The organism is Flavobacterium sufflavum, from assembly GCF_004016525.1.
GTDB lineage: Bacteria > Bacteroidota > Bacteroidia > Flavobacteriales > Flavobacteriaceae > Flavobacterium > Flavobacterium sufflavum.
This window is the reverse complement of the sequence record NZ_SACJ01000009.1, coordinates 54,951-79,988: the sequence shown is the minus strand read 5'-3', so window position 1 is coordinate 79,988 and position 25,038 is coordinate 54,951. Positions and strand designations below refer to the sequence as shown.

The window sequence follows — 25,038 nt, the reverse complement described above, 5'->3', positions numbered from 1 at the left end:
TTTTTTATTTTAAGTTACAAAAATCTATTTTTTCAACACTTTTTCAGAGAACACCCCTAAAAAATACACCCCTAAAAACAAAAACCAACCAATAATCGATTCGAAATTAAAAAAAACAAACCTCTTTTTTTACATTTTTAAAATTTTAGCCCCCCACTATTCACAATATCTCAATTCACAACTAAAAATAAAGATTAAGCATTAAAATTAAGTATTAATACGTATATTTGCTTCGTAATACTTAATAATGATATTATGATTAAAATAATTGTAGTCGGAAACGGCATGGTGGGTTTCAAATTTTGTGAAAAATTCGTTTCAAAATCTGGACAAGAAAAATATCAAATTACCGTATTTGGTGAAGAACCGAGACGTGCTTATGACCGTGTTCACCTTAGTGAATACTTTGCAGGAAAAACAGCTGATGATTTGTCAATGTCAACTGCAACTTGGTACGAGGAAAATAATATCATATTAAACACTTCTGAATTAGTTACTGATATTCACAAAGAGAATAAAACAATCACTACTCATTTAGAGAAAACTCATTCTTATGATTATTTGGTTTTAGCAACTGGATCGGCTGCTTTTGTTCCGCCAATTGAAGGAGTTGAAAAAGAAGGGGTTTTTGTTTACAGAACCATCGAAGATCTTGATGCAATTATGGCTTACGCCAAAAAAATAAAACAAAACGGTTCAACCGAAGCTGCTGTACTTGGTGGTGGATTACTTGGACTTGAGGCTGCAAAAGCAGTACGTGATTTAGGATTAAATCCTCACGTAGTTGAGTTTGCACCACGTTTAATGCCAAGACAATTAGACAAAGGAGCAAGTAACATGCTTCGTTCAAAAATTGAAGAATTAAACATCAAAATACATTTAAGTAAGTCTACTCAATACATTGATGGTGAAAATGCTATCACCGGAATGATGTTTGAAGAAGAAGAACTTTTAAAAGTGGATATGCTGGTAATCTCGGCAGGTATCAAACCTAGAGATGAACTAGGAAGAGGTGCAGGTCTTGAAGTAGGTGTTCGTGGTGGTGTTGTGGTTAACAACAAAATGCAAACTTCTGATCCAAACATTTATGCAATAGGTGAAGTAGCACTGTACAACCACATGATTTACGGATTAGTAGCTCCTGGTTACGAAATGGCTGATGTTGCTGCTGAGCAAATCATGCAAGGTGAAAAAACCATGAGAGAAAGCATCGACATGTCTACTCAATTAAAATTAATTGGTGTTGAAGTAGCTAGTTTTGGTGACCCGTTTATCGAACAACAAGAAGGAACCCCAATTGTTTACGAAAACAAATTAAACGGAATTTACAAAAGAATCAACATTTCTAAAGACGGAAAAGCATTATTAGGAGGAATCTTAGTAGGTGATTCTAGCGACTACAATACTTTATTCCAAATTTACAGCAACGGAATGGCTATCCCTAAAAACCCGGAAGACTTAATTCTAGGTGCAAGAGGTAGTGAATCTTCTTCAATGGGAAGTGTAATGGATTTGCCTGACACAGCCGTAATCTGTTCTTGTGAAAATGTAACTAAAGGAAGTATCTGCTGCTCTATTACAGACGGAACCAGCGAAACTTTAGGTGACGTAGTAAAATTAACTAAAGCAACTACCGGTTGTGGAGGATGTAAACCAATGGTTGTTGACTTAGTAAAAGAAGCTCAAAAATCATTAGGAAAAGAAGTGAAAGATGTGGTATGTGAGCACTTTGCTTACAGTCGTCAAGAATTATATGACATTGTAAAAATCAACAAATTTACAAACCACAACGAAGTATTAGGAACAGTAGGAAAAGGAGACGGTTGCGAAATTTGTAAACCAGTTTTATCTTCTATCTTCTCTAGTATCTATAATGACACTGCTAACAAGCACGTTCCTGAACAAGATTCTAACGACAGATACCTTGCTAATATCCAACGTAACGGAACCTACTCAGTTGTACCTAGGGTTACTGGTGGAGAAATCACTGCCGATAAATTAATCGTTCTTGGTGAGGTAGCAAAAAAATACAATTTATATACTAAAATCACAGGTGGTCAACGTATCGATTTATTTGGTGCTCAATTAAATGACCTTCCGGATATTTGGAAATTATTAATCGATAGCGGTTTTGAAAGTGGTCACGCTTACGGTAAATCACTTCGTACTGTAAAAAGTTGTGTAGGTAACACCTGGTGTCGTTACGGAATGGATGACAGTACTACATTTGCTATCGAATTAGAAAACAGATACAAAGGATTACGTTCTCCTCACAAAATCAAAGGTGGAGTTTCAGGATGTATAAGAGAATGTGCCGAAGCAAGAGGAAAAGATTTTGGTATCATCGCTGTAGACGGAGGATGGAACTTATACATCTGCGGTAATGGTGGAGCTAACCCAAAACACGCCGTATTATTTGCTGAGCAAGTAGACAAAGAAACTTGTTTCAAATATTTAGATCGTTTCTTAATGTATTACATCCGTACTGCCGGACCGCTAATTCGTACTTCAACCTGGTTAGAAAAACTGGAAGGTGGATTAGATTACTTAAAACAAGTAGTTATCGAAGACAGTTTAGGAATTGCTGAAACTTTAGACAAAGAAATGCAAGGTTTAGTAGACTCTTACGCTTGTGAGTGGACAGAGGTTATTGAAAGCCCAGAATTACAAAAACGTTTCAGACATTTCTCAAATTCCGATGACAGAGATGAAAATATCGAATTTGTACCAATGAGAGATCAAATAATGCCTCGCCCTTGGTAATCAGGCATATTTGACAACGCATTTCTCAATTATAAAATCATCAACTACTTCCCATTCTAAACACTACAGTATAGAATGGGAACAAAAAAGAAAATTCAAATGGAAAATATACTAAGCAAATACGAAAGCGTAACGCCACAAGATGTAACAGTATGGTTCAAAGCAGGTAAAACTTCTGATTTCCCGGCTGATGGAGGAAACTGCATTAAATACAAAGACAAACAAATCGCTGTATTCAATTTCGAAAGAAGAAATGAATGGTATGCTTGTCAAAATTTATGTCCTCACAAAATGGAAATGATTCTTTCAAGAGGTATGATTGGTTCTACTGATGATATTCCAAAAATTGCCTGCCCAATGCACAAGAAAACATTTTCATTAAAAGACGGAAGCAACTTAAATGGTGATGATTTAAAAATTGCAACATACCCGGTAAAAATTGTTGAAGATGAAGTATTGATTGGCTTTATCGATTAAATATGTATCTTTGGAGTATTAAAAAATACGCCAAATGACTACAACACCATTTCAACAAGCAAGCCAATGGATTGATGCCGAAAATGCTCAAGATCCAAACATAGAAATACACGAATCCATAAGTTTTCCTAAAGAACTATTATACTCTAATAGAATGTATGAAAAACTTATGGATTTTTTTCCTAATGCTTCTGAAGAAGTTCAAATTGCCGCTAAAGCCCAACATATTTGTCGCTGGAAAATAGCCAGAGAATCCTACCCAATGGATCGCGTAGGCTATTTAAAATGGCGCGAAGACTTAAAAAAATTCCATGCTAAACTTACTGCCGAAATATTAGAAAAAGCAGGATACAGCGCTGAATTTATTGCAAGAGTTTCTTTCTTAATCGAAAAAAAACTACTTAAAAAAGACGAAGGAACACAATTGCTGGAAGACGTAATTTGTTTGGTGTTTTTAGAATATTACTTAGAACCTTTCGTAGAAAAACACGATACCGAAAAACTAAAAAACATCATTCTGAAAACCTGGAATAAAATGTCTGAAAAAGGACATCAGGCAGCTTTAAAAATCAACTATAGTCCTTCAAATCTTCAATTAATTAAAGATTCCTTAGGCCTATAATTTGATTCTATTATGACTAAACTTACCAAAGCACTTTCCGAAAATCTTAATTTCAAAAAATTAAAGCAAATGTACATATTTGCTTTAATCACTATTGCAATTACCGTATTATTAAGCCAGTTACTTATTCAGCACAACATTAATAGTCAGCTTAACGATTCGCGATTAATAAACATTTCGGGAAGACAAAGAATGTTTAGTCAAAAATTAGCTAAAGAAATTCTCATCTTAAATTATGCCACAAATAGTTCAAATGAAAAAGAGGCTATTTCGAATATAAAAGAAACACTGAAAGTTTGGAAATTTAGGCATTTAGCTTTACAAAATGGAAACGACAGTCTTAATTTACCCGAAACGAAAAGTCAGCATCTTTTAGAATTATTCAATGCTGTAAAACCCAATGTTGACTATATTGAAAAAGCTACCCTAAAGTACCTATCTGACAGGGACAAACACGTTTCGCATACTATAAGCGAACAAGAAGTTCAAGCCATCCTTGACAATGTTGCCATATTTGTAACTAAGATGAACCTCATTGTGAGTCAATATGAATATGAAGCTTTTGAAAAAGTCACCAAACAACGCAATATAGAATACGGTATTTTAAGTTTCACCTTACTGGTATTATTCCTGGAATTCATTTTTATCTTTAAGCCTACCAATAAAAAAATCGAGCTTTTGATTTCCAAGCTCTTAACTTCGGAAAAAAGAGCTATAAAACTGGCACGTGATACCGAAGCTATTAGTATCGTCAAAGAAAATTCAGTAAAAGAATTAAAATCACTGAATTTTGCGATGGAAAACACACTGTTGTATTGCCGAATCAGCCCTCAGGGCAAAATCATCCATATGGGCGATAAATTCGCCAAACTATTACAATACAACCCTTCTTTTGATACCGATAAAAGTTTTTCTAAAGCTTTAACGGCTGTAGAAAAAGAACAATTAGACATTGACCGTATCATTGCTGACAAACAACGAAGTGGCTGGCAGGGAGAATTAAACACGACCACTAGAAACGGTGATCCGCTATGGTTGGATATGTCGATGATACCTGTTAGAATCAGAAAAGAAGAATCGGAAATTCTGGTTATTTGTTTCAACATCAGTATTCGTAAAAAAGCCGAAATTGAAATCGAACGATTGAATCGGGAAAATACCATTGAAAAAATCAATCAGCAAAAAATTATTTCGAGTCGCATCGTTGAAAATCAGGAAAACGAACAAAACCGTATTGCGAGAGAAATTCACGATGGTATAGGTCAAATGCTTACCGGATTGAAATTTAGCCTGGAAAGCATCAATCTGGACGACAAAGAAAAATCGGCTCAAAAAATAGAATACCTTAAAAAATTATCGCTCGATATTATCAAAGGAGTTCGTACAGCAACTTTTAACCTGATGCCGCCGGAATTAACCGATCACGGTATTGTTTCTTCGATAGCTAAACTCACTTTAGAACTCACCAAACTAACCGGAAAAAACATTCAATTTTACAATAAAACCGAATTTGATCAGCGTTTAGATTCCTTAATTGAAATCAATATTTACCGTCTAACCCAGGAAGCCATCAACAATGCGATAAAGTACGCCGAGTCTTCGCATATTATTGTCCAACTTTCGCATAGCAATAAAATACTAAGTATTACAGTTGATGATAACGGAAAAGGCTTTGACGTTGCCTCGGTAGAGAAAAAGAGAAATAGCGAATCAGGTATGGGATTATTGTTTATGAAAGAACGCGTTCAATACATTAACGGTAGAGCTTTCATCAATTCGATACCGGGAGAAGGAACACGAATTACTTTTAATATTCCAATATGATTTTCTAAAAAAATACGTAAAAAATACGTATATTGCGCAAGTTTTAGATTAAAGACGCAAATTTTAGATTCTTAAAAATAAGTAAGTTATGAACCAAACGATTCGAGTTGTCCTGGCAGATGATCATTTTTTTGTAAGAGATGGTATAAAATCACTTTTAGAAAGCGAAAAAAACATAGTTGTAGTAGGAGAAGCAACCGATGGACTGGAAGCATTAGAGGTAGTAACCACAACCAAACCAGACTTATTAATTGTTGACATCAGAATGCCACATCACACTGGTATTGAGGTTGTGGAAAAACTTAGAGAGCAAAACAATCCGGTAAAGATTATTGTGCTTTCTATGCACGAATCAGAAGAATATGTTTTAAAATCAATCAAAGCCGGTGCCGATGGTTATTTACTAAAAGGTTCCAGCAAAGAAGAGTTTTTAAAAGCCTTGCACTCTGTTGCTAATGGCGGTAAATATTTTACCGGTGACATCTCTTCTATCCTTATCAATCAGTTAACTAACACCACTACCTCTTCTTTAGAACCAAAACCTGCACTGGCAGAAGACCTGACTATTACTAAGAGAGAAAAAGAAATCCTTACTCTTTTATTATCCGGGAAAGGAAACAAAGAAATTGCCGAAGCACTGGAAATTAGTAAACGTACTGCCGAAGTGCATCGTTTTAACCTGATGAAAAAACTAAAAGTAAAAAATCTGATGGAGCTTTCTAACAAGGCCACAGAGTACTCGTTAATATAACCCAAAACCAAATTGGAAGGATTTCTATCCTTCTGTTTAAAATCCTATTTTTCAGTTGTTACTGAAAAATAGGATTTTTTTATGCCTGAATTTTGTGCATCAAATGCTATTAATACCATTTAGAAATATAAAATAATCTAATTGTTTTTTGTCACATCGAGCGCAGTCGAGATGCTGCAATAGTTCTCGACTGCGCTCGAACTGATAATAGGAATAATTTGTATTTCTAAATAGTATAACTGCGAAAAAGCAAATAAAAAAATGCGTATAAACACGTATTTTTATGCGTTAACTACGTAATTATACTTATATTTGTCAAAAAAATAAGTCTGATGAAAAATACCGTTTCCCTAAGCCAATCACACAAAATTTTATTTTTAAACACAATTGCATTCACCATCTGTTTTGCCTGTTGGACCCTAAATGGAGTATTAGTAACCTATTTGGTAGACAAAGGCATTTTCAACTGGAGTTTGGTACAAGTGGGATGGTTACTGGGAATTCCAATTCTTACCGGAGCAGTAATGCGCCTGCCTTTAGGAATTTTAACCGATAGGTTTGGAGGTAAATACGTATTTTCATTCTTACTCCTTCTCTGCTCTATTCCGCTATTTTTACTTTCATTTGCCAACAGTTTTTTAATGTTTGCCATTTTAAGTTTCTTCTTTGGAATGGTAGGAACCAGTTTTGCTGTAGGTATTGGCTATACATCAGTTTGGTATCCTAAAGAATGGCAAGGTAGAGCCTTAGGGATTTTTGGTATGGGAAATGCCGGTGCTGCCATAACTACCTTTGTAGCTCCCTCATTATTAAATCAGTTTTCAATTGAGGATCCTCAAAACGGCTGGAAATTACTGCCTATTGTTTATGCTGCCGTATTGTTTAGTATGGGGATTATTTTTTTAATTTTTGCTAAAAATAAAAAAATAGAAACAGCCAAACGTACTATGCCTCAGATGTTAGGCACCTTAAAAAGTATGCGTGTATGGCGATTTGGAACCTATTATTTTTTAGTATTTGGTAGTTTTGTTGCTTTTTCCCAATGGCTGTTACCTAATTTTATGAATGTGTATCAAACCAGCTTAGTGATGAGCGGAATGTTTGCCACCATGTTTAGCTTACCATCAGGTGTAATTCGTGCATTTGGAGGTTACTTGTCTGATAAATTTGGAGCCCGAACAGTAATGTATTACGTTTTAAGTTCATCGGTAATACTTAGTTTTCTGTTAATGATTCCTAAAATGGAGATTACCACCACAGGACCTGGTGTTATGGCTACTAAAAAAGGAGTCATAACTGCTTTATCGCCATCTAATGTGCGTATCGACAAACAAGATATCCCTATTCATTCTAAGCCTGAAGCGACTGACAAAGGTGGCATTTTCCCAACAAAATCATCCTGGCAAAAAATTATCGTCACTCAAAACCAACTTGTCAATAAAAAAGAATTGATAGCCAAAGGAATTACCCGCATCGAGTTTGATGCTAATATGTGGGTTTACCTTAGTTTGATAATCCTTATTGGTATTGCCTGGGGAATAGGTACTGCGGCTGTTTTCAAACACATTCCTGAATATTTTCCAACCCAAATAGGAATTGTAGGCGGAATGGTTGGGTTTTTAGGAGGACTGGGCGGTTTCTTCGGCCCTATTATCTTTAGTTATTTACTAACAGTTACAGGAATATGGTCCAGCTCATGGCTGTTTATCCTTTTGTTTTCAAGTCTTTGTTTAATTTGGATGCACTATACTATCAGCAAAATCATGAATGAGAAACAGCCTATATTGGCTCAAACAATAGACCGTAAAAACTAAATTAACCATTTGGTTTCGTCCTTAGCTTCCGCAGTCGAACGTCAAATGTTTGAAGAATGCGTAAAAAGAAAAACTGTTTGAGTCCCGAAAGCTTTCGGGACGAGTTTTTTTCTTTTAGCATTCGAAAACTAATTTGACCGACGAGGAAGCGCAAGACTTGAAATCGAAGATTCATGAATACCAAAAAAATATTGGCGCATGAATATTTTTTTGTTTCTTTTTTGATCAAGCAAAAAAGAAAATTATAAAACCTAATTCTTTACTTTTAATAAAAACATTAGAGCCAACGACCTATTTTTGACTATTACGCAACAAATAAATTGGCATAAAACCAACTTATCAAGCATATTTTCAAGCTGTTAGACCCCTTCTGACAGCTTTTTTTATGCTAAAACTACACTTCACTTACTTATTTCTTTAAAATATTTTAAAAAACACACATCTCGAAACCCGCACTAGCAAAGAGACTACGTAAAACACGTGTAAAAAATACGTACTAATACTTAATTATTTTTAAAAAACTGCGTTTTCGCAACTTTTTAGCCGATTATACAACCTAAATTTGTAAAAAACATAAGTATTATGAAAAGCGCAAACTCATTATCAAAATCGCACCGAATGTTATTTCTCAATACATTAGCATTCACAGTATGCTTTGCTTGCTGGACATTAAACGGTGTATTAGTAACTTATTTAGTAGACAAAGGTATTTATAACTGGAGTGTAGTACAAGTAGGATGGTTACTTGGAATTCCTATTTTGACAGGATCTATAATGCGTTTACCTATCGGGATTTTAACTGATAAATATGGAGGTAAATACGTATTCTCATTTTTATTACTATTATGCTCAATTCCGTTGTTTCTTCTTCCGTTAGCCGATAGCTTTTTCATGTTTGCCCTTTTAAGCTTTTTATTCGGAATGGTGGGAACAGGTTTTGCAGTAGGAGTTGGATACACCTCCATATTTTATCCTAAAGAGTGGCAAGGTAGAGCCTTAGGTATTTTCGGAATGGGAAATGCAGGAGCTGCAATCACTACTTTTATTGCCCCTACTTTATTGAATCAATTTTCTGTTGAAGATCCTGAAAACGGATGGAAATTATTGCCTATTATCTACGGATCGGCTTTATTAATCATTGGTGCTATCTTCCTGATATTTGCTGAAAACAAAAAATTAGAAAAATCAACTAAGACAATTCCGCAAATGCTTTCCACTCTTAAAAACGTTCGTGTTTGGCGTTTTGGAGCTTACTACTTCTTAGTATTTGGATGTTTCGTGGCTTACTCTCAATGGTTATTGCCAAATTTCATGAACGTGTACCAAACGAGTTTAGTTATGGGAGGTATGTTTGCAACTATGTTTAGTTTGCCATCAGGTGTAATTCGTGCCTTTGGAGGTTATTTATCTGATAAATACGGAGCTCGAAAAGTTATGTACTGGGTACTGGGTTCATCAGTAATATTAAGTGCTTTGTTGATGGTTCCAAAAATGGAAATTACTACGGCAGGTTCTGGAATCATGGCTAAAAAAGCAGGTGTAGTTACCGAAGTTTCAGCAACTAATATTAAAGTAGGAGACGTTGATATTCCTGTAGTTGCCAAAAAAGAACTAAGTACCGATGGTTCTAATATTTTCCCAACTAAAACATCTTGGCAAGAAGTAATTGTAAAAGATAATCAGGAGGTTGTTAAAAAAGAATTATTAGCTAAGGGAATCACCAAAATTAATTTTGACGCTAATATGTGGGTTTACCTTGTTTTAGTAATCTTAATAGGTATTTCATGGGGAATTGGAAAAGCGGCCGTTTACAAACACATTCCTGAATACTTCCCTAACGAAGTAGGTGTTGTAGGTGGAATGGTAGGATTGCTGGGAGGACTAGGTGGATTCTTTGGACCTATCATCTTTAGTTACTTATTGACTGCCTCTGGAATCTGGTCAAGTTCCTGGATATTTATCTTGATATTTTCTATTATCTGTCTGGTTTGGATGCACATCACTGTTACTAATATGATGAACAAAAACCAACCTGCACTGGCTAAAGAAATAGAAACAAAAAGCTAAATTCTAGCTACTCAATACTAAAACCTCCCTTTCGTTTGGATTTCAAATGAAAGGGAGATTTTTCATTTTTTGGAGCTATTTCCTGTCATCCGCTCTATCTTTGTCTCGTTTTAAGAACGAGACAAAGGATGCCGCTTCTACCGGGGCTAGGGACTGCATATAACTGCCAGTTAAAAGAAATGCCTTGGTGCTTTTCTGCTGATATTGGTCAATTTTGTAAAAATTATTTTATATTTGAAAAGCCACTGAAGGAAGACACTTCTTTTAGCTGGCTTAACGTTGTGTGTAATTATAAAAACCGACAGGAGAAAACTATGAAAATTGGAGATATATTTAACTTTACAAATAATCGAATTCGAGTATTAATGTTTGACGATAATGAAGTCTTTTATCAAACTATTGATGATGATGACATTTTTGTTTATGCTAAATACAAAACAATTAGTTATTATTGGTCTCCAAGAGATTTTTTCAACAAAAATTCAGAATTTATCAAGTCAATGGAACTTACTGAAAAAGAATTAGAAATTCACAGACCAGATTTACCTTTAAGACTGAATTGTTTTTCTGGATTATTTTGGACCAATAAATCATTCGAAAATGATTATGATTTTAATAATTTTATAAATTCAGCTGGAATAAGTAAAGAAAAACTAATAGGTTTGAATAACTCAAAAGTTGTCATAGTCCCAACTAGTCAACAACAATCTAGTAAAAAACCAATACTACTGCAAAATGAGAAAGGATACTTTTCCGGAGAAGAATTAATGAATCAATGTTTTAGAATTCAACGTGAATATGTGAATTTTGAAAAGTCATATTTTTCTAGATTTAGACTAATTCCTAACGGTCGTGAAGAAAAAAGACTTTCTGGAATTGGAATCTATAGATTGGGTATTAAAGGAAATTTACCTTCTTATTATTTAGGAGGAGAGATAAGTATGGGAGAATTAGAATCTGATAAGAGCTTTATCGTAGAAAAATAACTATACACAACAGCTACTGCAACGGATTTGAGCAATAGGCTTAATGAAAAAATGGTTTTGTATTTGAATATTTGGCAAATCCGAAGAATGGGCTTAATTTAGTCCCAAACCCGCTGTAGTTCCAGAACGTTGATGACAAGGCTAAAAGAACTATTCGTAAATAATGAAAACCAAAAAATGAATTTTGAAAATGTGACAACTCCAAAAAAAGTATTAGTGCTGCTTGTCTTTTTTGCAACCATTTTTGGCGGATTAATTTCAGGTATTATTGGCATCAATGATTCTGAAAATTACTTATATCCTTACATATTCAGATTTACAGCAGGCATAATTGGATTTACAGCAGGCATTTATTTTACTTATAAGGTAAAAAAATATGTTCTTTTAAATTCCATAATGCAATCAAATTACTCAAATTTATCAATGATGTTTTCTTTAGCTGTAGCCGGTAATTTTCTATTAGTTGGTTCAAGTTTAAACTATTCAACATCTGAATTAAGGAACTGTGATAGATATTCTGTTAAGGAAAAAATTTATATTAAAGCCGGAGTCAAAACTCCTGAAGAAAACATTTTAATTGTTGATTTTAATGGTGGAGATCAAAAATTATTTTGTAAACATAATTTTTGGAATTCTATAGAAACTAATCAAAAAATTATGTTGTGTGTTTATCAAAGTAAAATTGGATTTGATTATGTTAGACTTCCAAATGATTTTTGAAAAGACCTAGTCTTAAGAGCTAACTTCAAGCTTATATCCCTTGCTGCGTATAACAACAATGTTAATATTCGGATCAGGCTCTAGTTTTTTTCTAAGTTTTGATATGAACATATCCAGACTACGCCCCACAATAACACCTTCATCTTCCCATATCTCTTTTTGCAGCCGGCTTCTCTCTATAGTCTCGTTAGGAGATAATGCGAGAATGAGCAGCAAACGTGTTTCAGTTCCAGTCAGATCTATGTTTTTTTTATTTATTAGCAGTTGCCGTTTCTGCACATCAAATAAGACCGAACCAAAAGTGAATATCTTGTTACTCTCATCTTTAGCTAAGGCTCTCCGCGACTTAATCCATCTAAAAAAAATAAAGCCAACAAATGCTAAAAATGACAGGCCGCCCAAAAGATATTTATTTCTTGCTGTGGTTATGCCATTCGGTTTAAATTTAATGTTAATCATATAACAGGCAACGGGCTGCCTTCTTCCTAAACACGCTACTATATCATCTTTTTTATTTTTGGATATAGCGTATCCATAGGCTACACTGGAGTTGCCACAGTTAAGTACGTTAACAACATAATCATGAGCGAACGGGTCTTTGGCTAACAAACGCTGAGTAGTATTCACCAGAGAGTCGGTTTGAAAAGTAAGCTCATTCTCAAACCTGATTTGATATTCATTTTCAGCTATCTTTTTTACGGGTAGCACTCTTGATGTACTGTCGCCGGACTGTAAGAGTATTTCATGTCCAATCCTGCGGAGTAAAACTTCCCTTCTGGCGATATCAAAATTGTCACTATCAGTTATACTTAAAACTACGCAGATTACAGCCATAAACGAGAGTAGTATCAATGCGAATAGGTATTTGCGTTTTCCGGAGAGGAGATTTCGACTAAGATACATAGTGTCAAGTTTTTATTTACAAAGTTTACATTTTTATTTACAATTCAAATCGCTCAAGCCGAAAAATATCAATGTAAATTCGCTTAACCAATTTGACAAGGATATGAAAAAAACCATCTATGTGCTGATCTTACCGCTGGTTGTGGTGAGCGCACTAGTATTTACTAATTATGAAACTAAAAATGAAACTAAGCCATCCCCAAAGCCGCTGTCCATTGCTGAGAGGAAAGCCCATATGGCGGATGAAAGGAAAAAATGGGAAGCTTCTCCTGATGGTATAAAGTACAAAGAATGGGAGCTTTCTCCCGAAGGTAAAAAAGTGCATGCCAGTTATGATAAAATAAGGAAGCACATCAAGACTTTCACCAATATGGAGGCCGTGGTTACCTCTGTTACTTTTAAGCGCGACGGGAAATCATCAACAATAAAATGGCTTATTATCAGAATTGATGGCGAAGAATACATGATGCAATTCATTCCTAAGGATTTTCATCAGTTAAAAAGCCTGAAAGTTAACGACAAAATAACTGTAAGAAGCCGCAGCGCAGGGTATTCGCCTAATCATCCCTATTTGATTCTATCGGGCGACTATATTGCGCGATATAACAAGATACTTTTTAAACGCGACTTTAGCAAAAATAAAGGTTGCTGAGGATTAGAGGCCTCGCGATTAGCGACATTCCCTCTGGTGCTCGTTTGCAACGAGCACCTACTTCCTTTAAAACAAAACAAAGCGTTTGTAACGCGGCTCTCTGATACCTCAAACGCCCCATTTAGGGGTCAGTTGTCCTTAGCTTCCGCAGTCGAGTGTCAAATGTTTGAAGAATACGTAAAAAGAAAAGCTGTTTGAGCGTAGCGAGTTTCTTTTCTTTTAGTATTCGAAAACTAATTTGACCGACGAGGAAGCGTAAGACTTGATTTTTTTGTTTCTTTTTTGATCAAGCAAAAAAGAAAATTGGTAAACTATAATTTCACATTTAATAAAAAATATCATTAGGGTAATTAAAAATGTGATAGTTTTTTTTAATAAAATGTATTGAGAACACTACTTCTTATAAACTTCTCGATACAATTTTTAATAGTAAAGCTGTCGCATTACTATTAAGAACCACTCGAAGTGACAACAAAATGACTTAGGGGCTATCCTTTTCAACAAGTCCCTAACTTCCTTTTAAAACAAAACAAAGCGTTTTTAACGCGGCTCTCTCCTACTCAATTAGATAAAAACCTTGTTATCAATTTTGTGCAGTTGTCTCATAACTATTTATTTCTTAACTTTCTGTGATGCTTAAGTAGTCTATTCTGTTTTTTAAAAACCCTAAGGCAGCTTTACAAATAGGCAAACGACAAACAAAATGTATAAATAGTTAAAAAAAATAACAAAATGAGAAAACTGATATTCTTTATGCATACTTCACTTGACGGTTTTGTGGCGGGACCTAAGGGAGAACTGAACTGGGCAAATGTAGACGAGGAATTATTTGACTTTGTTGCTACAATGACCGACACTGCCGACACTGCGCTTTATGGCCGGGTAACTTATGAAATGATGCAGAGTTATTGGCCAAATGCTGGCAAACAACCAAACGCATCAAAACACGACAAAGAACATTCGGCCTGGTACAACAAAGTTTCAAAAGTTGTTTTATCAAAGACAATGAGTGAAAAAGGACTTGAAAACACCACAGTTATTGGCGACCAACTTGCAGACAACATCAATAAGATAAAAAAGCAATCCCAATCGCTATCGGGAGAAAAAAATATTCTGATTTTCGGGAGTCCGTCCGCTTCCCAATCATTATTAAATCTAGGCCTAATTGACGAGTTTTGGTTATTTGTTAATCCGGTGTTACTGGGACAAGGCATTCCGTTATTTAAAGGTGTTACCAAAACGACTCAACTGAAACTTATAGAATCCAAAACATTTTCTTGTGGAGTAATTGCTCTTCATTACGAAACAAAACCCAATTAACTAAAGCCATTTATTTTTCAGAATTCGTAAATTAGTACATACTAAACTTTATGACTATGAGAGTTTTATTGTTTTCTATCCTAGTTTTCACCCTACAATCATGTGCCACAAAAAAGTACATCAATAAACAACTATTGCCCGACGGCATAAAATCGGCAACCGAGGAAAAATATTTGCTAAAAAACAATCAGAAGAAACTATTGTACAAAAAACAAATGCTCTTTACCAAAAAAGGTCGCATTAAATACTCCAAAACTGTTGATGCTGACGGTAATATATTACAAGAAACCCAAAAGAAATTATGGTTTGAGGTGCAATCCTATCCTGACAAAGAAAACTATTACTGTAAAACCCGTTGGAAACCTAATCAGCGTGAACGCATCAGCTGTTACACCCAAAAACAATACAAACAAAATGAATCCATTTATCATTATAATTCAGATGGAACGATTGCTAAAATAGTAGATAATTTCAGCACTTTCTACAGCCAGTATTTTTATTATACAAACAAAGAACTTTCTAAAATCATCATCAAAGACAAAAATAACACCCTCATTGATGAAGTTTTAATACGCTGTGAGGCCAAAGATGAAAAAGGAGCTTGCTTAAAAGAGACTAGAATTTCGACAAAAACAAACCATAAAGAAGAAATAGATTTCTTTCCAAAATATGATTAGCTGAAAGATTTACAATAAGAAGAAAATTTAAACAATAAACACGACAGGATTACTTTTTCTTGGTAAAACCTGTTCTCGTCATTTCGCCCCAACCTTTGGTTCCCATAATTTTTTCTTTGTAACCAACTAAGGATGAATAAACCGCTATAGGATGAAAATACAATGGCTCAATAAAAGCAGCCAACAACAGCTTAAAGAAATCGGCTTGTTTTGGGTATTTGTGATACGTGCGCTCTTCACTGTAAAGTGCCATAACCGAAAACATTATGGCAAAAAAGTAAACGAACAGCAAAAGTAAAAAGAAGAAATGCCAGTTAAGCAAACCAAAAACTATAAATAAAATTGTTATCACCAGACCTATAAACTCAATTCCGGGAGCTAGAAATTCGAAAAATGTCCAGTAAGGTATGCTGAGCATTCCCAGTAATTTGTATTTAGGATTCAAGAACATCTTCTTGTGAAAGCTAAGTGTTTCAATTGTTCCTCTCATCCAACGGCTGCGTTGTTTCTTGAATATTTTAAAATTTTCCGGTGCTTCGGTCCAACAAAGTGGATCCGGAATATAACTAACACCATAAGGAATTTTGTTTTCAAGCATATAACGGCGCATCCTTACTACCAGTTCCATGTCTTCACCTACCGTTTTTGTATTATAACCGCCTACCTCTAAGGCTATTTCTCTATCAAATGCACCAAATGCACCGCTGATAAGCAATAAACCATCTAGCCTGCCCCAAGCCATTCTTCCCAGAAGAAATGCCCTTAAATATTCTAAAACCTGAATCCTTGGCAGCATAGCATCGGGAATGTTTACCTCAACCAGGCGTCCGTTTTTAATAATACACTGGTTTGCTATCCTCACCACTCCGCCAGTAGCAATAATACGCTTACCGTGGGATTCCAAAAAGGGTTTTGCCAACTTAAGCAGCGAGTCTCTATCGAGGATACAATCAACGTCAATGCAAACCACATAAGGATTCTCTGCAATGTTAAGTCCCACATTCAGAGCATCGGCTTTACCTCCATTTTCTTTGTCAACAACTATCAGTTTTTTAAACGCAGCATTTCTGGAAGTATATACTCCCTTAATTTTTTTTGTTTTAATCTTTCGATGAATATTCAGTTCTGTCAGGACAAGATCATAGGTCTTAATGAGGATTTCCATAGAATTGTCCTTACTGCCATCATTCACCACAATTACCTGATAATTATTGTAATTTAACGAAAGTAAGGATTTTACATTTTCTTCAATAGTAAAGCCTTCATTGTAGGCAGGAGCAATTAATGAAAGACTGGGCGCAAATTCACTCGTAAGAAGCACATCATAATCAACAAAACTATTTTTTTTAAGATATCCCCTTAGCTCTTTTGTAGAGAGAAAAGCTAATATCAAATAAGAAGACATAATCAATATTGCATAAGCAAGGATAAGGATTAAGTAAATCTCAAAAAAAGCCGTTATTTCACTATTAAAAAAATTCATTTGCTTCTATTGTTAAACTGTTAATGTCTGCAAAACGTTTTGTGCTTCATTTTGTAGTAGTACATGAGGAGTTCTGGCAGCCAATTGTTCTACATGAGAAACTTTTTGGGTAAGTTTCAATTCTTTGATAAGCTTTAAACCAAGTGTAACAACAGTGGTGTTTTGTGATTCCAATAAAAGTTCAATACCTTTAATATCATCCATATCATGCTTTTTAAAAGCACTGATTATATTTACCTGAGTCCAGTCGTCAATAGGATTTTGATGCTCCGTAAGATGTATTATCCCTTTTGATCCTCCAAGTTTGATGGAAGCATTTATAGCAGTAATTTTTAAAGCTTTATTTCGGGTATTGGAAATTTTTATTATATCATCAAAAGCCTCATTAACATTCATTTCAGCAAGTTCAGTTACACCTTTACATTTAACCTCCCATTTCAGGCTTTTGAGCTTTTTAAATGAATCATTTATTAATCCCGATTCTTTGTAAAGCTGTTCCAGTTTTAATGCGTAAATACCATCATAATTTTTATGGAGATTGATAACAGATTCTATCAGAACTTCCCTGAAGAAAGTATTATTAAAAAGCATCGCATAGTTTTTATCTTCTTTCACTTCTGAAAAAGGAACGTCGACAAAAACTACAGAATACATTAATTCTACAATGATTTTTTCGTATTCAATCCTGAGCCTTTCTCTTTTTATTTTCTTAGCACGGCTTGTTATAATTAACAAATACAGAACAATTGATACCGCTATAAACAGACTGATTGACAGGATTAAGAACGACTCTATCCAGTCACCACCCTTATAAAGTTCTTCTATTTTTATCATATTTAGAAGTTATTAAGCGCGCGTACTTAATAATTTATTAATTCTCACCAGAAGCACAGCCGGACTGACAGGTTTAGCAATAAATTCATTGGCTCCTAAATCAAAAGAATCCAGTTCAGTCTGCTCTATACCTGAAGAAGTAAATATAATTATTGGAATATCAGATCCTATGTGCTGTCTTACATATTGCGTAATTTCCATTCCACTTATGCCAGGCATATTTATATCTGTCAGAATTAAATCGTAATCATTAGTTTCAATAGCGTCCAGTGCATCCTTACCATCTGAAAACTGGTCAACGGTAAATCCATTAGACTCTAAGAAAAAAGATAATGACTTGCGTAGGATATCATTATCTTCAGATAATATTATTCTCATAGGTTTAATTTTTTGTTTGGGGGCGAACTCAAATTAATAAAATCTGGAAACATATGCAAAGCTATTGCATATTTCTCTTTTATCATAGTTCCTTTAAACTTTTAACTACTTCAAAAATTTCATGATGTAGAAATTTTATTTTATCTTCAGTTTGGGCAGTAAATCGTCCTGACTTAGCCTCTATCTCAATAATAGACAAATAATTACTAATATCCTCCAACATAAAAATATCTATACTAGACTTCATATTATGAGCTGTTCTTTTTACCGTATTAGTATCGTTTCTATCAAATGCTTCCTGGAGTTGAGCTACTTGATTTGGAATTTTTTCTATAAAAAGATCTATCATTTCCTGCCTAAAGTTTGGATTACCGCATGCCATTTCATCTAAATAAGATAAATCCAGTTTTCTCCTGGGAGTAAGATTCTCCTCTTTCTTCATTACAGCTTTTATAGTTTCTAAAAGCGCTAACTGCTTAAAAGGTTTGGGCACATAGCCATCCATTCCCACACTATAACAACGTTCCTGCTCTCCCACAAAAGAATGGGCTGTCATGGCTATAATGGGAATATCAGACTTCATTTCAGTCCTAATGTATTGAGCCGTTTCATAACCGTCTTTAAGAGGCATCTGAAGATCCATTAAAACCAAATCATAGTTGTTTTTTGACAACAATTCTATTCCTTCTTCCCCATTTTCGGCAATGTCTACATCAAAACCAAAATTATGAATCACACTCTTAGCTAATTTCTGGTTGATAACATTGTCTTCACACAGCAATATTTTAAGTTTCCCCAGATTATCTCCCGCTAATGGTTCTTTTTCTGCTTCAGTATAATTAGCTTTTTTATAATTTATTACAAAGAAAAATTCGGAGCCTCTCCCCTCTTTACTTTTTACCTGAATTTCTGCTCCTTGCAATTCGGCCAGTTGTTTCACAATACTAAGACCAAGTCCTGTACCTCCAAATTTCCTTGTTATACTATCTTCTGCTTGGGTAAATCGTTCAAAAATAGTGGTGAGCTTGTCCTCGGCTATGCCTATTCCGGTATCTTTAATCGAAAATCTAAGCGAATAATAATCGGCGGTTTCATCAAGTTTTTTTACGGAAATCGTTATTTCCCCTTCTTCAGTAAACTTAATCGCATTTCCTATCAGGTTAACCAATATCTGGTTTAATCTTCCATGATCTCCAATTACAATTTCAGGCAAATCAGCATCGAGAAAGAGATTGAATTCTATGGCTTCAGGAACCTTTACCTTAAGTAAATTATAAACATGCTTAAGCGTCTTTTTTAAATTGAATGGCTGTGCTTCAATGGTCAGATTACCTGTATCCATTTTGGAAAGATCCAGAATATCATTAATTATTAAAAGTAGATTTTCCCCAGCTATTTGTACACTGTCAATATAATCACGCTGAACAGAATCCAGCCTAGTTTGAGCCAGAAGATCCGTGAATCCAATTATTGCATTTAACGGCGTCCTGATTTCATGACTCATATTGGCAAGAAAACTATCTTTAGCCAATACCGCCCGTTCGGCAATTTTTTTCTGAACGTCCAGTTCTATATTTTTAGTTCTTAATTCCAATTGGTTTATCACGTGCTTCGCCACAATTGAAAGTGCATTTCGCTGATTTTCGTTGAGTACCTTAGTAACATGATCTACAGCACAAAGGGTTCCTATGTTATAACCGTCGGGAGTTCTAAGTGGAACACCAGCGTAGAACCTGACTTTAAAACCGCCGGTAACATTGGGGTCATCCTTAAATCTTTCGTTCAAAAAAGTATCCGGTATCTCCACCATTTCCGATTCCATAATGGTATATCGGCAGAAACTAATTTCCCGAGGTACTTCTGACAATCCAATCCCTATTTCTGATTTAAACCATTGTCTGTTCTCGTCTATGAATGAAATATGGGCAATGGGCACACCACATATATAAGAAACGAGTTTTGTTGCATCATCAAAAGCATTATCAGGTAACGTATCAAGTATGTTGTAGCGTCTTAATGCTGCCAGACGTTCTGATTCGTTATAAGATGTAGTTTTTTCTATATTATTCATGCTATTAGTAGGTAAAGTGTATAAATATAAAAAATTTCACCTAAACCTTTAGAAAAAAAATAAGCAAGCTATTAGTTGTATCTGGTATCTAAATGATTATGAATACAAACAGCTCGTCTTCGTAAAATCATTTGTCATTAGATTTAACATCAATATATCTTTATAGTAATTTTCAAAAACTTGTAAAAATCAATAAGAAATTCTATAAATAGCCTCAGAATCATTATATTCTAAACATAACGCTTTTAAAGCATTGTCTAATAATTCTAATTAAGTAATTTTAGAATTATTTTACACAACTTAAAATGACAAAACTTCTTAAACAAAATATTGCAGCACATATTTCACTTTCAGATACTGAAATGGAGGAATTCTGTAATTTGTTTGAACAAAAAACAATCCCAAAAAAAAGTTTTTTGTTGCGGGAAGGTGAAGTTTGCAAGTTTGAAGGTTTTGTCATCGAAGGGCTTTTCCGGGTGTACCATATTGATAAAAGTGGTTTTGAACAAGTGCTCTATTTTGCTTTTGAAAATTGGTGGATTACCGATATTGACAGCTTTACAACTGAAACACCATCACAACTTTTTATAGAAGCCCTTGAAGATAGTGAAGTCCTTTTAATTTCTAAAGAAGATAAGGAATACGCTTATGCCAATTTGCCTAAAATTGAAAAGCTATTTCGGGTAATGACACAAAAAACGCATGTGGCTCTTCAACGCAGAATGATTGATAATCTGAGTAAAACAGCTGAATCCCGTTACATCGAATTTGCAGAAAAATATCCTCAGCTTATTCAGCGTCTTTCCAATATTCAGGTAGCTGCTTATTTGGGTATTACCAATGTTTTTTTGAGTAATATTCGAAAGAAAATTGCTGTCAAAAAATAAGAATTCCTTTTATTTTTTAAACTAGTTTAATGTTTTGAGATTGCATATCGTCTCATCTTTGCAGTGTTAATTCAAAACAGCGAAAAAATGAAATCGAAGATTATTTCATCCGTTCGCCTTACAGGCTCGGGTCACGAACACGGAAAAAAAATATTAAAACCGTGAGTAAAAAAAGTATCTCGACAGTATTTATAACAATTTTAATTTTATTTAATATGGAAACACAAGCACAAAGTTTCAAAACTATTGAAACTAAAGATTTGAAACTTCAAGTTTACAATGCATCAGAAAATAGTTTTGGTGTAGCATCGGTAATTGTATCCGGAAAAACGGATGCGGTTTTGATTGATGCACAATTTACTTTGGCGGATGCCGAAAAAATAGCACAGGAAATTAAAGCAAGTGGCAAAAAACTAACGACAATTTTTGTTTCTCACGGCGATCCTGATTTTTACTTCGGACTGGAAGTATTCAAAAAATATTTCCCTGAAATTACTGCTTATGCATCTCCTGCAACAGTAGAACATATCAAGGCTACAGCTCAAAAGAAATTAGAAATTTGGGGCGAAAGATTAGGCAAAAACATTACGTCAAACGTTATTTTACCTCAGATTTTAAAAGGAAATACTATTGAATTGGAAGGTCAGAAATTAGAAATCATTGGTTTGGAAGAATTCCCGAATAAAACTTTTATATGGATTCCTTCTATCAAAGCGGTTGTAGGCGGAATCAATATTTTTGGAACTACTTTCCATCTTTGGATGGCCGATGCACAAACTTCAGAAGCCCGCAAAAGCTGGATTTCAGTTTTAGACAAAATCACAGCTTTGAAACCTGAAATTGTAATTCCTGCTCACGCCAATTCAAATTCTCCATTCGATATAGCTGCTATAAATCATACCAAAAGCTACATTCAATTCTACGAAGAAGCTTTAAAAACCAACAAAACTTCGGAAGCTTTAATTACTGCTTTGAAAACAAAATATCCAGCACTTACCTTTGAAACTGCCTTGATGATAGGTGCAAAAGTAAATACCGGAGAAATGAAATGGTAAAATCAATCCTCTACAGCCTGATACTACTTTTTGTGTTCTCAGGCTGTTCTTCAAATAGAAAGGCAATGACAAATCTTGATATTATAAAAAGTACTTATGAAGGAAAAACTTCAGAAGAAAACGGTAAAAATCTAGCGCAATATTCCGCTGAAAATATTTTCTGGACAGAAGCCAAAGGATTTCCATACGCAGGAACTTATATTGGATTAGAAGAAATTACCAAAAATGTCTTTAGCCGATTGGGAAGCGAATGGATTGATTATAAATTTACTCCTGAAGATTATGTTGCCAGTGATGATAAAGTGGTTGCATACGGCACCTATACTGGTACTTATAAAATCACAGGCAAATCATTCACAGCCAGAGTAGCTCACGTTTGGAAATTGAAAGACAGCAAAATAATCAGTTTTGAGCAATTTGTAGATAGTCAAACAGTAAATGATGCTATGAAATAAAAATCGTTTTTTTTTATACCTTGCATTGTTTTAATGAATCATCACACCAATGCACGAAAATCTATTAGCCTATATCAATCAACATATAGCTTCGCCACTTACAAGTGAAGAAGAAGCCTTAATTGTAGCCACTTTTCGCCCCAAAAAGTTAAGAAAAAAACAATATTTTCTGCAGGAAGGTGATGTGTGTAAATATGCTGGTTTTATTGTAAAAGGAGCTATGCGACAATACAGTGTAGATGATAAAGGAGTTGAGCATATTGTACATTTATTTATAGAAAACTATTGGGCAAACGACCGCGAAAGCGCTACGATGCTTACTCCTTCAAAATACAATATTGATGCGTGGGAAGATACCGAAATGCTCATTGTTACAAGAGCTGAGATGCTCGATTTGATGGAAAAAATTCCTGCTTTGGTACAAATGACAAGAGTTATGGACGAACGAAATGCGATTGCCAACCAACGCCGATTAAGTTCTACTATCAGTAACACGGCTGAAAAACGTTATGAAGAATTTGCTACTCATCATCCACAATTTATTCAGCGATTTCCACAACATCTTATTGCTTCTTTTTTGGGTATTACCAAAGAAACGTTGAGCCGAATCAGAAAACAGGGAACGAAATAAATTCCATTTAAGTTTTAACTTTTATAAAAACCGTTGATATATGTCAACGGTTTTTTTTATCATATCTCATTGTTGTGAGGCTTGCCTTTGGTGCAACTTTGCCTTATCAAAATCAATAAAAATATTTAAAAAATAAAACAATGAGTGATTTATCAAAAATGTCTAAAACGGTGGTTTTCCACGAAGCTGGAACTCCTGAAGTATTAAAAGTGGAACAAGTAAAAGTATCTTATCCTGGTCCTCAGGAAGTAAGAATTCAAGTGAAATCAATTGGTATAAACAGAGCTGATGCTATGTACCGCCAAGGAATGTACATAGAAAATCCTATTTTTCCGGCCCAATTAGGATATGAAGCAGCTGGAATTGTGGAAGCTGTTGGTTCTGAAGTTTCGAATGTATCAGTGGGAGATGTTGTAAATGTTATTCCTGGTTTTTCATTACATAACTATACTTCTTATGGTGAATATATCCTAATGCCAGCTTATGCAGTACATCAATATCCAGCCAATTTGTCTTTTGACGAAGCAGCCTCTTTGTGGACAAGTTACTCCACAATGTATGGGATGATCATAAATTCCGGAAAATTAAAATCAGGTGAATTTGTGGTTATTAATGCCGCTTCAAGCAGTGCTGGCCTTGCTGCGATTCAAATAACCAATTATGTTGGAGGAATTTCTATTGCCTTAACTACATCGGCAAAGAAAAAAGAAGCATTATTAAAAGCGGGGGCATCCCACGTAATTGTAACATCGGAAGAAGACATAGCCGCTTCAGTTTTGAAAATTACAAATAATGTAGGTGCTCATATAATCTTAGATCCTGTTGTGGGAGCTAAATTCAGTAATCTCTTAAGCTCTGTTGCCGAAAACGGAAAAGTATTTGTTTACGGTGCATTAAGTCACGAACCTGCAAGTTTCCCTGCTTTTGATGTGCTGATGAAAACTCCAACTATTCGGGGATATTCTGCAATTGAGGTTTTAGGCAATATGGAAGTTTTGATGCAAGCCATTGTTTTTATTGACAAAGGTGTAGCCGAAGGAAAATTAAAACCCATTATTGACAAGGCTTTTAATCTGGATGAAATTGTTGCGTCTCATAACTATTTAGAATCTAATCAGCAATTTGGTAAAATTGTAGTGAATATATAGTTTGATTATTGTTTGCATATACATTTTAATAACTTTTAAACCGTTGACATTTATCAACGGTTTTTTTTATCATATCGCATCGTTTTAGGGTTTGTTTCTGTTGCAATTTTACATCATAGAAATAAACAAAAATTAATCATCTAAAAATTAGAAAAAATGAACAAGAACAAAATTATTTATTGGACAACAACAGGAATTATTTCAGCTATGATGCTTTTTAGTGCATTCAGTTATCTTACTGATGCAAATATGAAAGCAGCATTCGTACATTTAGGATTCCCTGATTATTTCAGAATTGAACTGGCAATTCTAAAGGTTTTAGGAGCTCTAGCGTTGATACTTCCAATGGTTTCAGATAAAATTAAATCGTTCGCTTATTTTGGATTTGCACTAACATTTGTTTCTGCATCTATTGCACATTATGCAAGTGGTGACCCGATTTCTGCTGTTGTTACTCCTCTAGTTTTCTTAGTGATTTTAGGAGTATCCGATACTTTTTACGGTAAAATTAAAGCATAAT

Annotated in this window: 23 protein-coding genes; 18 read left to right on the top strand and 5 right to left on the bottom strand. The window is 34.6% G+C overall.

Annotated elements, in window-relative coordinates; genetic code table 11:
* The first annotated feature begins 255 nt into the window (after positions 1-255).
* From nirB to EOD40_RS13580, 9 genes are all read left to right on the top strand, one after another.
* Positions 256-2,763 (top strand): nitrite reductase large subunit NirB, encoded by a 2,508-nt coding sequence (gene nirB / locus EOD40_RS13620; RefSeq protein WP_128196447.1) that lies wholly within the window; start codon positions 256-258, stop codon positions 2,761-2,763.
* Positions 2,764-2,862: 99 nt separating this feature from the next.
* The gene (nirD, locus tag EOD40_RS13615) at positions 2,863-3,240 is read left to right on the top strand and encodes a nitrite reductase small subunit NirD (RefSeq protein ID WP_128196446.1); all 378 of its coding nucleotides are present in this window, start codon (positions 2,863-2,865) and stop codon (positions 3,238-3,240) included.
* A 34-nt stretch (positions 3,241-3,274) separates the two neighbouring features.
* Entirely contained in the window at positions 3,275-3,862 is a 588-nt protein-coding gene (locus EOD40_RS13610) for a DUF4202 domain-containing protein (RefSeq protein WP_128196444.1), read from the top strand.
* 12 nt (positions 3,863-3,874) lie between these two features.
* A complete protein-coding gene (locus EOD40_RS13605) occupies positions 3,875-5,686 on the top strand; it encodes a sensor histidine kinase (RefSeq protein WP_128196442.1) in 1,812 nt (603 codons plus the stop codon).
* Between the two features lie 88 nt (positions 5,687-5,774).
* The gene (locus EOD40_RS13600) at positions 5,775-6,437 is read left to right on the top strand and encodes a response regulator transcription factor (protein WP_128196441.1); all 663 of its coding nucleotides are present in this window, start codon (positions 5,775-5,777) and stop codon (positions 6,435-6,437) included.
* Positions 6,438-6,769: 332 nt separating this feature from the next.
* Positions 6,770-8,251 (top strand): MFS transporter, encoded by a 1,482-nt coding sequence (locus tag EOD40_RS13595; protein ID WP_128196439.1) that lies wholly within the window; start codon positions 6,770-6,772, stop codon positions 8,249-8,251.
* 582 nt (positions 8,252-8,833) lie between these two features.
* On the top strand, positions 8,834-10,318 hold the full coding sequence (locus tag EOD40_RS13590) for an MFS transporter (RefSeq protein ID WP_128196437.1): 1,485 nt from the start codon (positions 8,834-8,836) through the stop codon (positions 10,316-10,318).
* 128 nt (positions 10,319-10,446) lie between these two features.
* The gene (locus tag EOD40_RS13585) at positions 10,447-11,304 is read left to right on the top strand and encodes a hypothetical protein (protein WP_128196435.1); all 858 of its coding nucleotides are present in this window, start codon (positions 10,447-10,449) and stop codon (positions 11,302-11,304) included.
* 177 nt (positions 11,305-11,481) lie between these two features.
* On the top strand, positions 11,482-12,024 hold the full coding sequence (locus tag EOD40_RS13580; RefSeq protein ID WP_128196434.1) for a hypothetical protein: 543 nt from the start codon (positions 11,482-11,484) through the stop codon (positions 12,022-12,024).
* 12 nt (positions 12,025-12,036) lie between these two features.
* On the opposite strand, the gene EOD40_RS13575 is transcribed toward EOD40_RS13580, so the two are convergent.
* Positions 12,037-12,858: a winged helix-turn-helix domain-containing protein gene (locus EOD40_RS13575; protein WP_231129632.1), complete on the bottom strand. Its 822-nt coding sequence runs from the start codon at positions 12,856-12,858 to the stop codon at positions 12,037-12,039.
* A 172-nt stretch (positions 12,859-13,030) separates the two neighbouring features.
* Between EOD40_RS13575 and EOD40_RS13570 the strand changes: the two genes are divergently transcribed.
* From EOD40_RS13570 to EOD40_RS13560, 3 genes are all read left to right on the top strand, one after another.
* Positions 13,031-13,579 carry a hypothetical protein gene (locus EOD40_RS13570; RefSeq protein ID WP_128196430.1) on the top strand — a complete coding sequence of 183 codons (549 nt, stop codon included), beginning with the start codon at positions 13,031-13,033 and terminating at the stop codon, positions 13,577-13,579.
* A 732-nt stretch (positions 13,580-14,311) separates the two neighbouring features.
* Positions 14,312-14,899 carry a dihydrofolate reductase family protein gene (locus tag EOD40_RS13565; RefSeq protein WP_128196428.1) on the top strand — a complete coding sequence of 196 codons (588 nt, stop codon included), beginning with the start codon at positions 14,312-14,314 and terminating at the stop codon, positions 14,897-14,899.
* 56 nt (positions 14,900-14,955) lie between these two features.
* Positions 14,956-15,576 (top strand): hypothetical protein, encoded by a 621-nt coding sequence (locus tag EOD40_RS13560; RefSeq protein WP_128196426.1) that lies wholly within the window; start codon positions 14,956-14,958, stop codon positions 15,574-15,576.
* 49 nt (positions 15,577-15,625) lie between these two features.
* Here EOD40_RS13560 and EOD40_RS13555 read toward each other — a convergent pair whose 3' ends face one another.
* The 4 genes from EOD40_RS13555 to EOD40_RS13540 form a co-directional block, all read right to left on the bottom strand.
* Entirely contained in the window at positions 15,626-17,059 is a 1,434-nt protein-coding gene (locus tag EOD40_RS13555; protein WP_128196424.1) for a glycosyltransferase family 2 protein, read from the bottom strand.
* Between the two features lie 12 nt (positions 17,060-17,071).
* Positions 17,072-17,893: a hypothetical protein gene (locus tag EOD40_RS13550; RefSeq protein ID WP_128196422.1), complete on the bottom strand. Its 822-nt coding sequence runs from the start codon at positions 17,891-17,893 to the stop codon at positions 17,072-17,074.
* Between the two features lie 12 nt (positions 17,894-17,905).
* Complete coding sequence (locus EOD40_RS13545; protein ID WP_128196421.1) at positions 17,906-18,271, bottom strand: response regulator transcription factor; 366 nt, start codon at positions 18,269-18,271, stop codon at positions 17,906-17,908.
* A gap of 82 nt (positions 18,272-18,353) precedes the next feature.
* Positions 18,354-20,342: a GAF domain-containing hybrid sensor histidine kinase/response regulator gene (locus EOD40_RS13540; RefSeq protein WP_128196419.1), complete on the bottom strand. Its 1,989-nt coding sequence runs from the start codon at positions 20,340-20,342 to the stop codon at positions 18,354-18,356.
* 305 nt (positions 20,343-20,647) lie between these two features.
* Between EOD40_RS13540 and EOD40_RS13535 the strand changes: the two genes are divergently transcribed.
* The 6 genes from EOD40_RS13535 to EOD40_RS13510 all read left to right on the top strand — a co-directional run bounded on the left by EOD40_RS13535 (position 20,648) and on the right by EOD40_RS13510 (position 25,037).
* Entirely contained in the window at positions 20,648-21,229 is a 582-nt protein-coding gene (locus tag EOD40_RS13535; RefSeq protein ID WP_128196417.1) for a Crp/Fnr family transcriptional regulator, read from the top strand.
* Between the two features lie 215 nt (positions 21,230-21,444).
* Positions 21,445-22,284 carry an MBL fold metallo-hydrolase gene (locus EOD40_RS13530; RefSeq protein ID WP_128196416.1) on the top strand — a complete coding sequence of 280 codons (840 nt, stop codon included), beginning with the start codon at positions 21,445-21,447 and terminating at the stop codon, positions 22,282-22,284.
* A 65-nt stretch (positions 22,285-22,349) separates the two neighbouring features.
* Complete coding sequence (locus tag EOD40_RS13525; RefSeq protein WP_128196414.1) at positions 22,350-22,739, top strand: nuclear transport factor 2 family protein; 390 nt, start codon at positions 22,350-22,352, stop codon at positions 22,737-22,739.
* A 49-nt stretch (positions 22,740-22,788) separates the two neighbouring features.
* A complete protein-coding gene (locus EOD40_RS13520) occupies positions 22,789-23,370 on the top strand; it encodes a Crp/Fnr family transcriptional regulator (protein ID WP_128196412.1) in 582 nt (193 codons plus the stop codon).
* A gap of 140 nt (positions 23,371-23,510) precedes the next feature.
* Positions 23,511-24,518, top strand: a complete 1,008-nt coding sequence (locus tag EOD40_RS13515) for a zinc-dependent alcohol dehydrogenase family protein (RefSeq protein ID WP_128196410.1) — start codon at positions 23,511-23,513, stop codon at positions 24,516-24,518.
* A gap of 156 nt (positions 24,519-24,674) precedes the next feature.
* Entirely contained in the window at positions 24,675-25,037 is a 363-nt protein-coding gene (locus EOD40_RS13510) for a DoxX family protein (protein ID WP_128196409.1), read from the top strand.
* The last annotated feature ends 1 nt before the right edge of the window (position 25,038 follow it).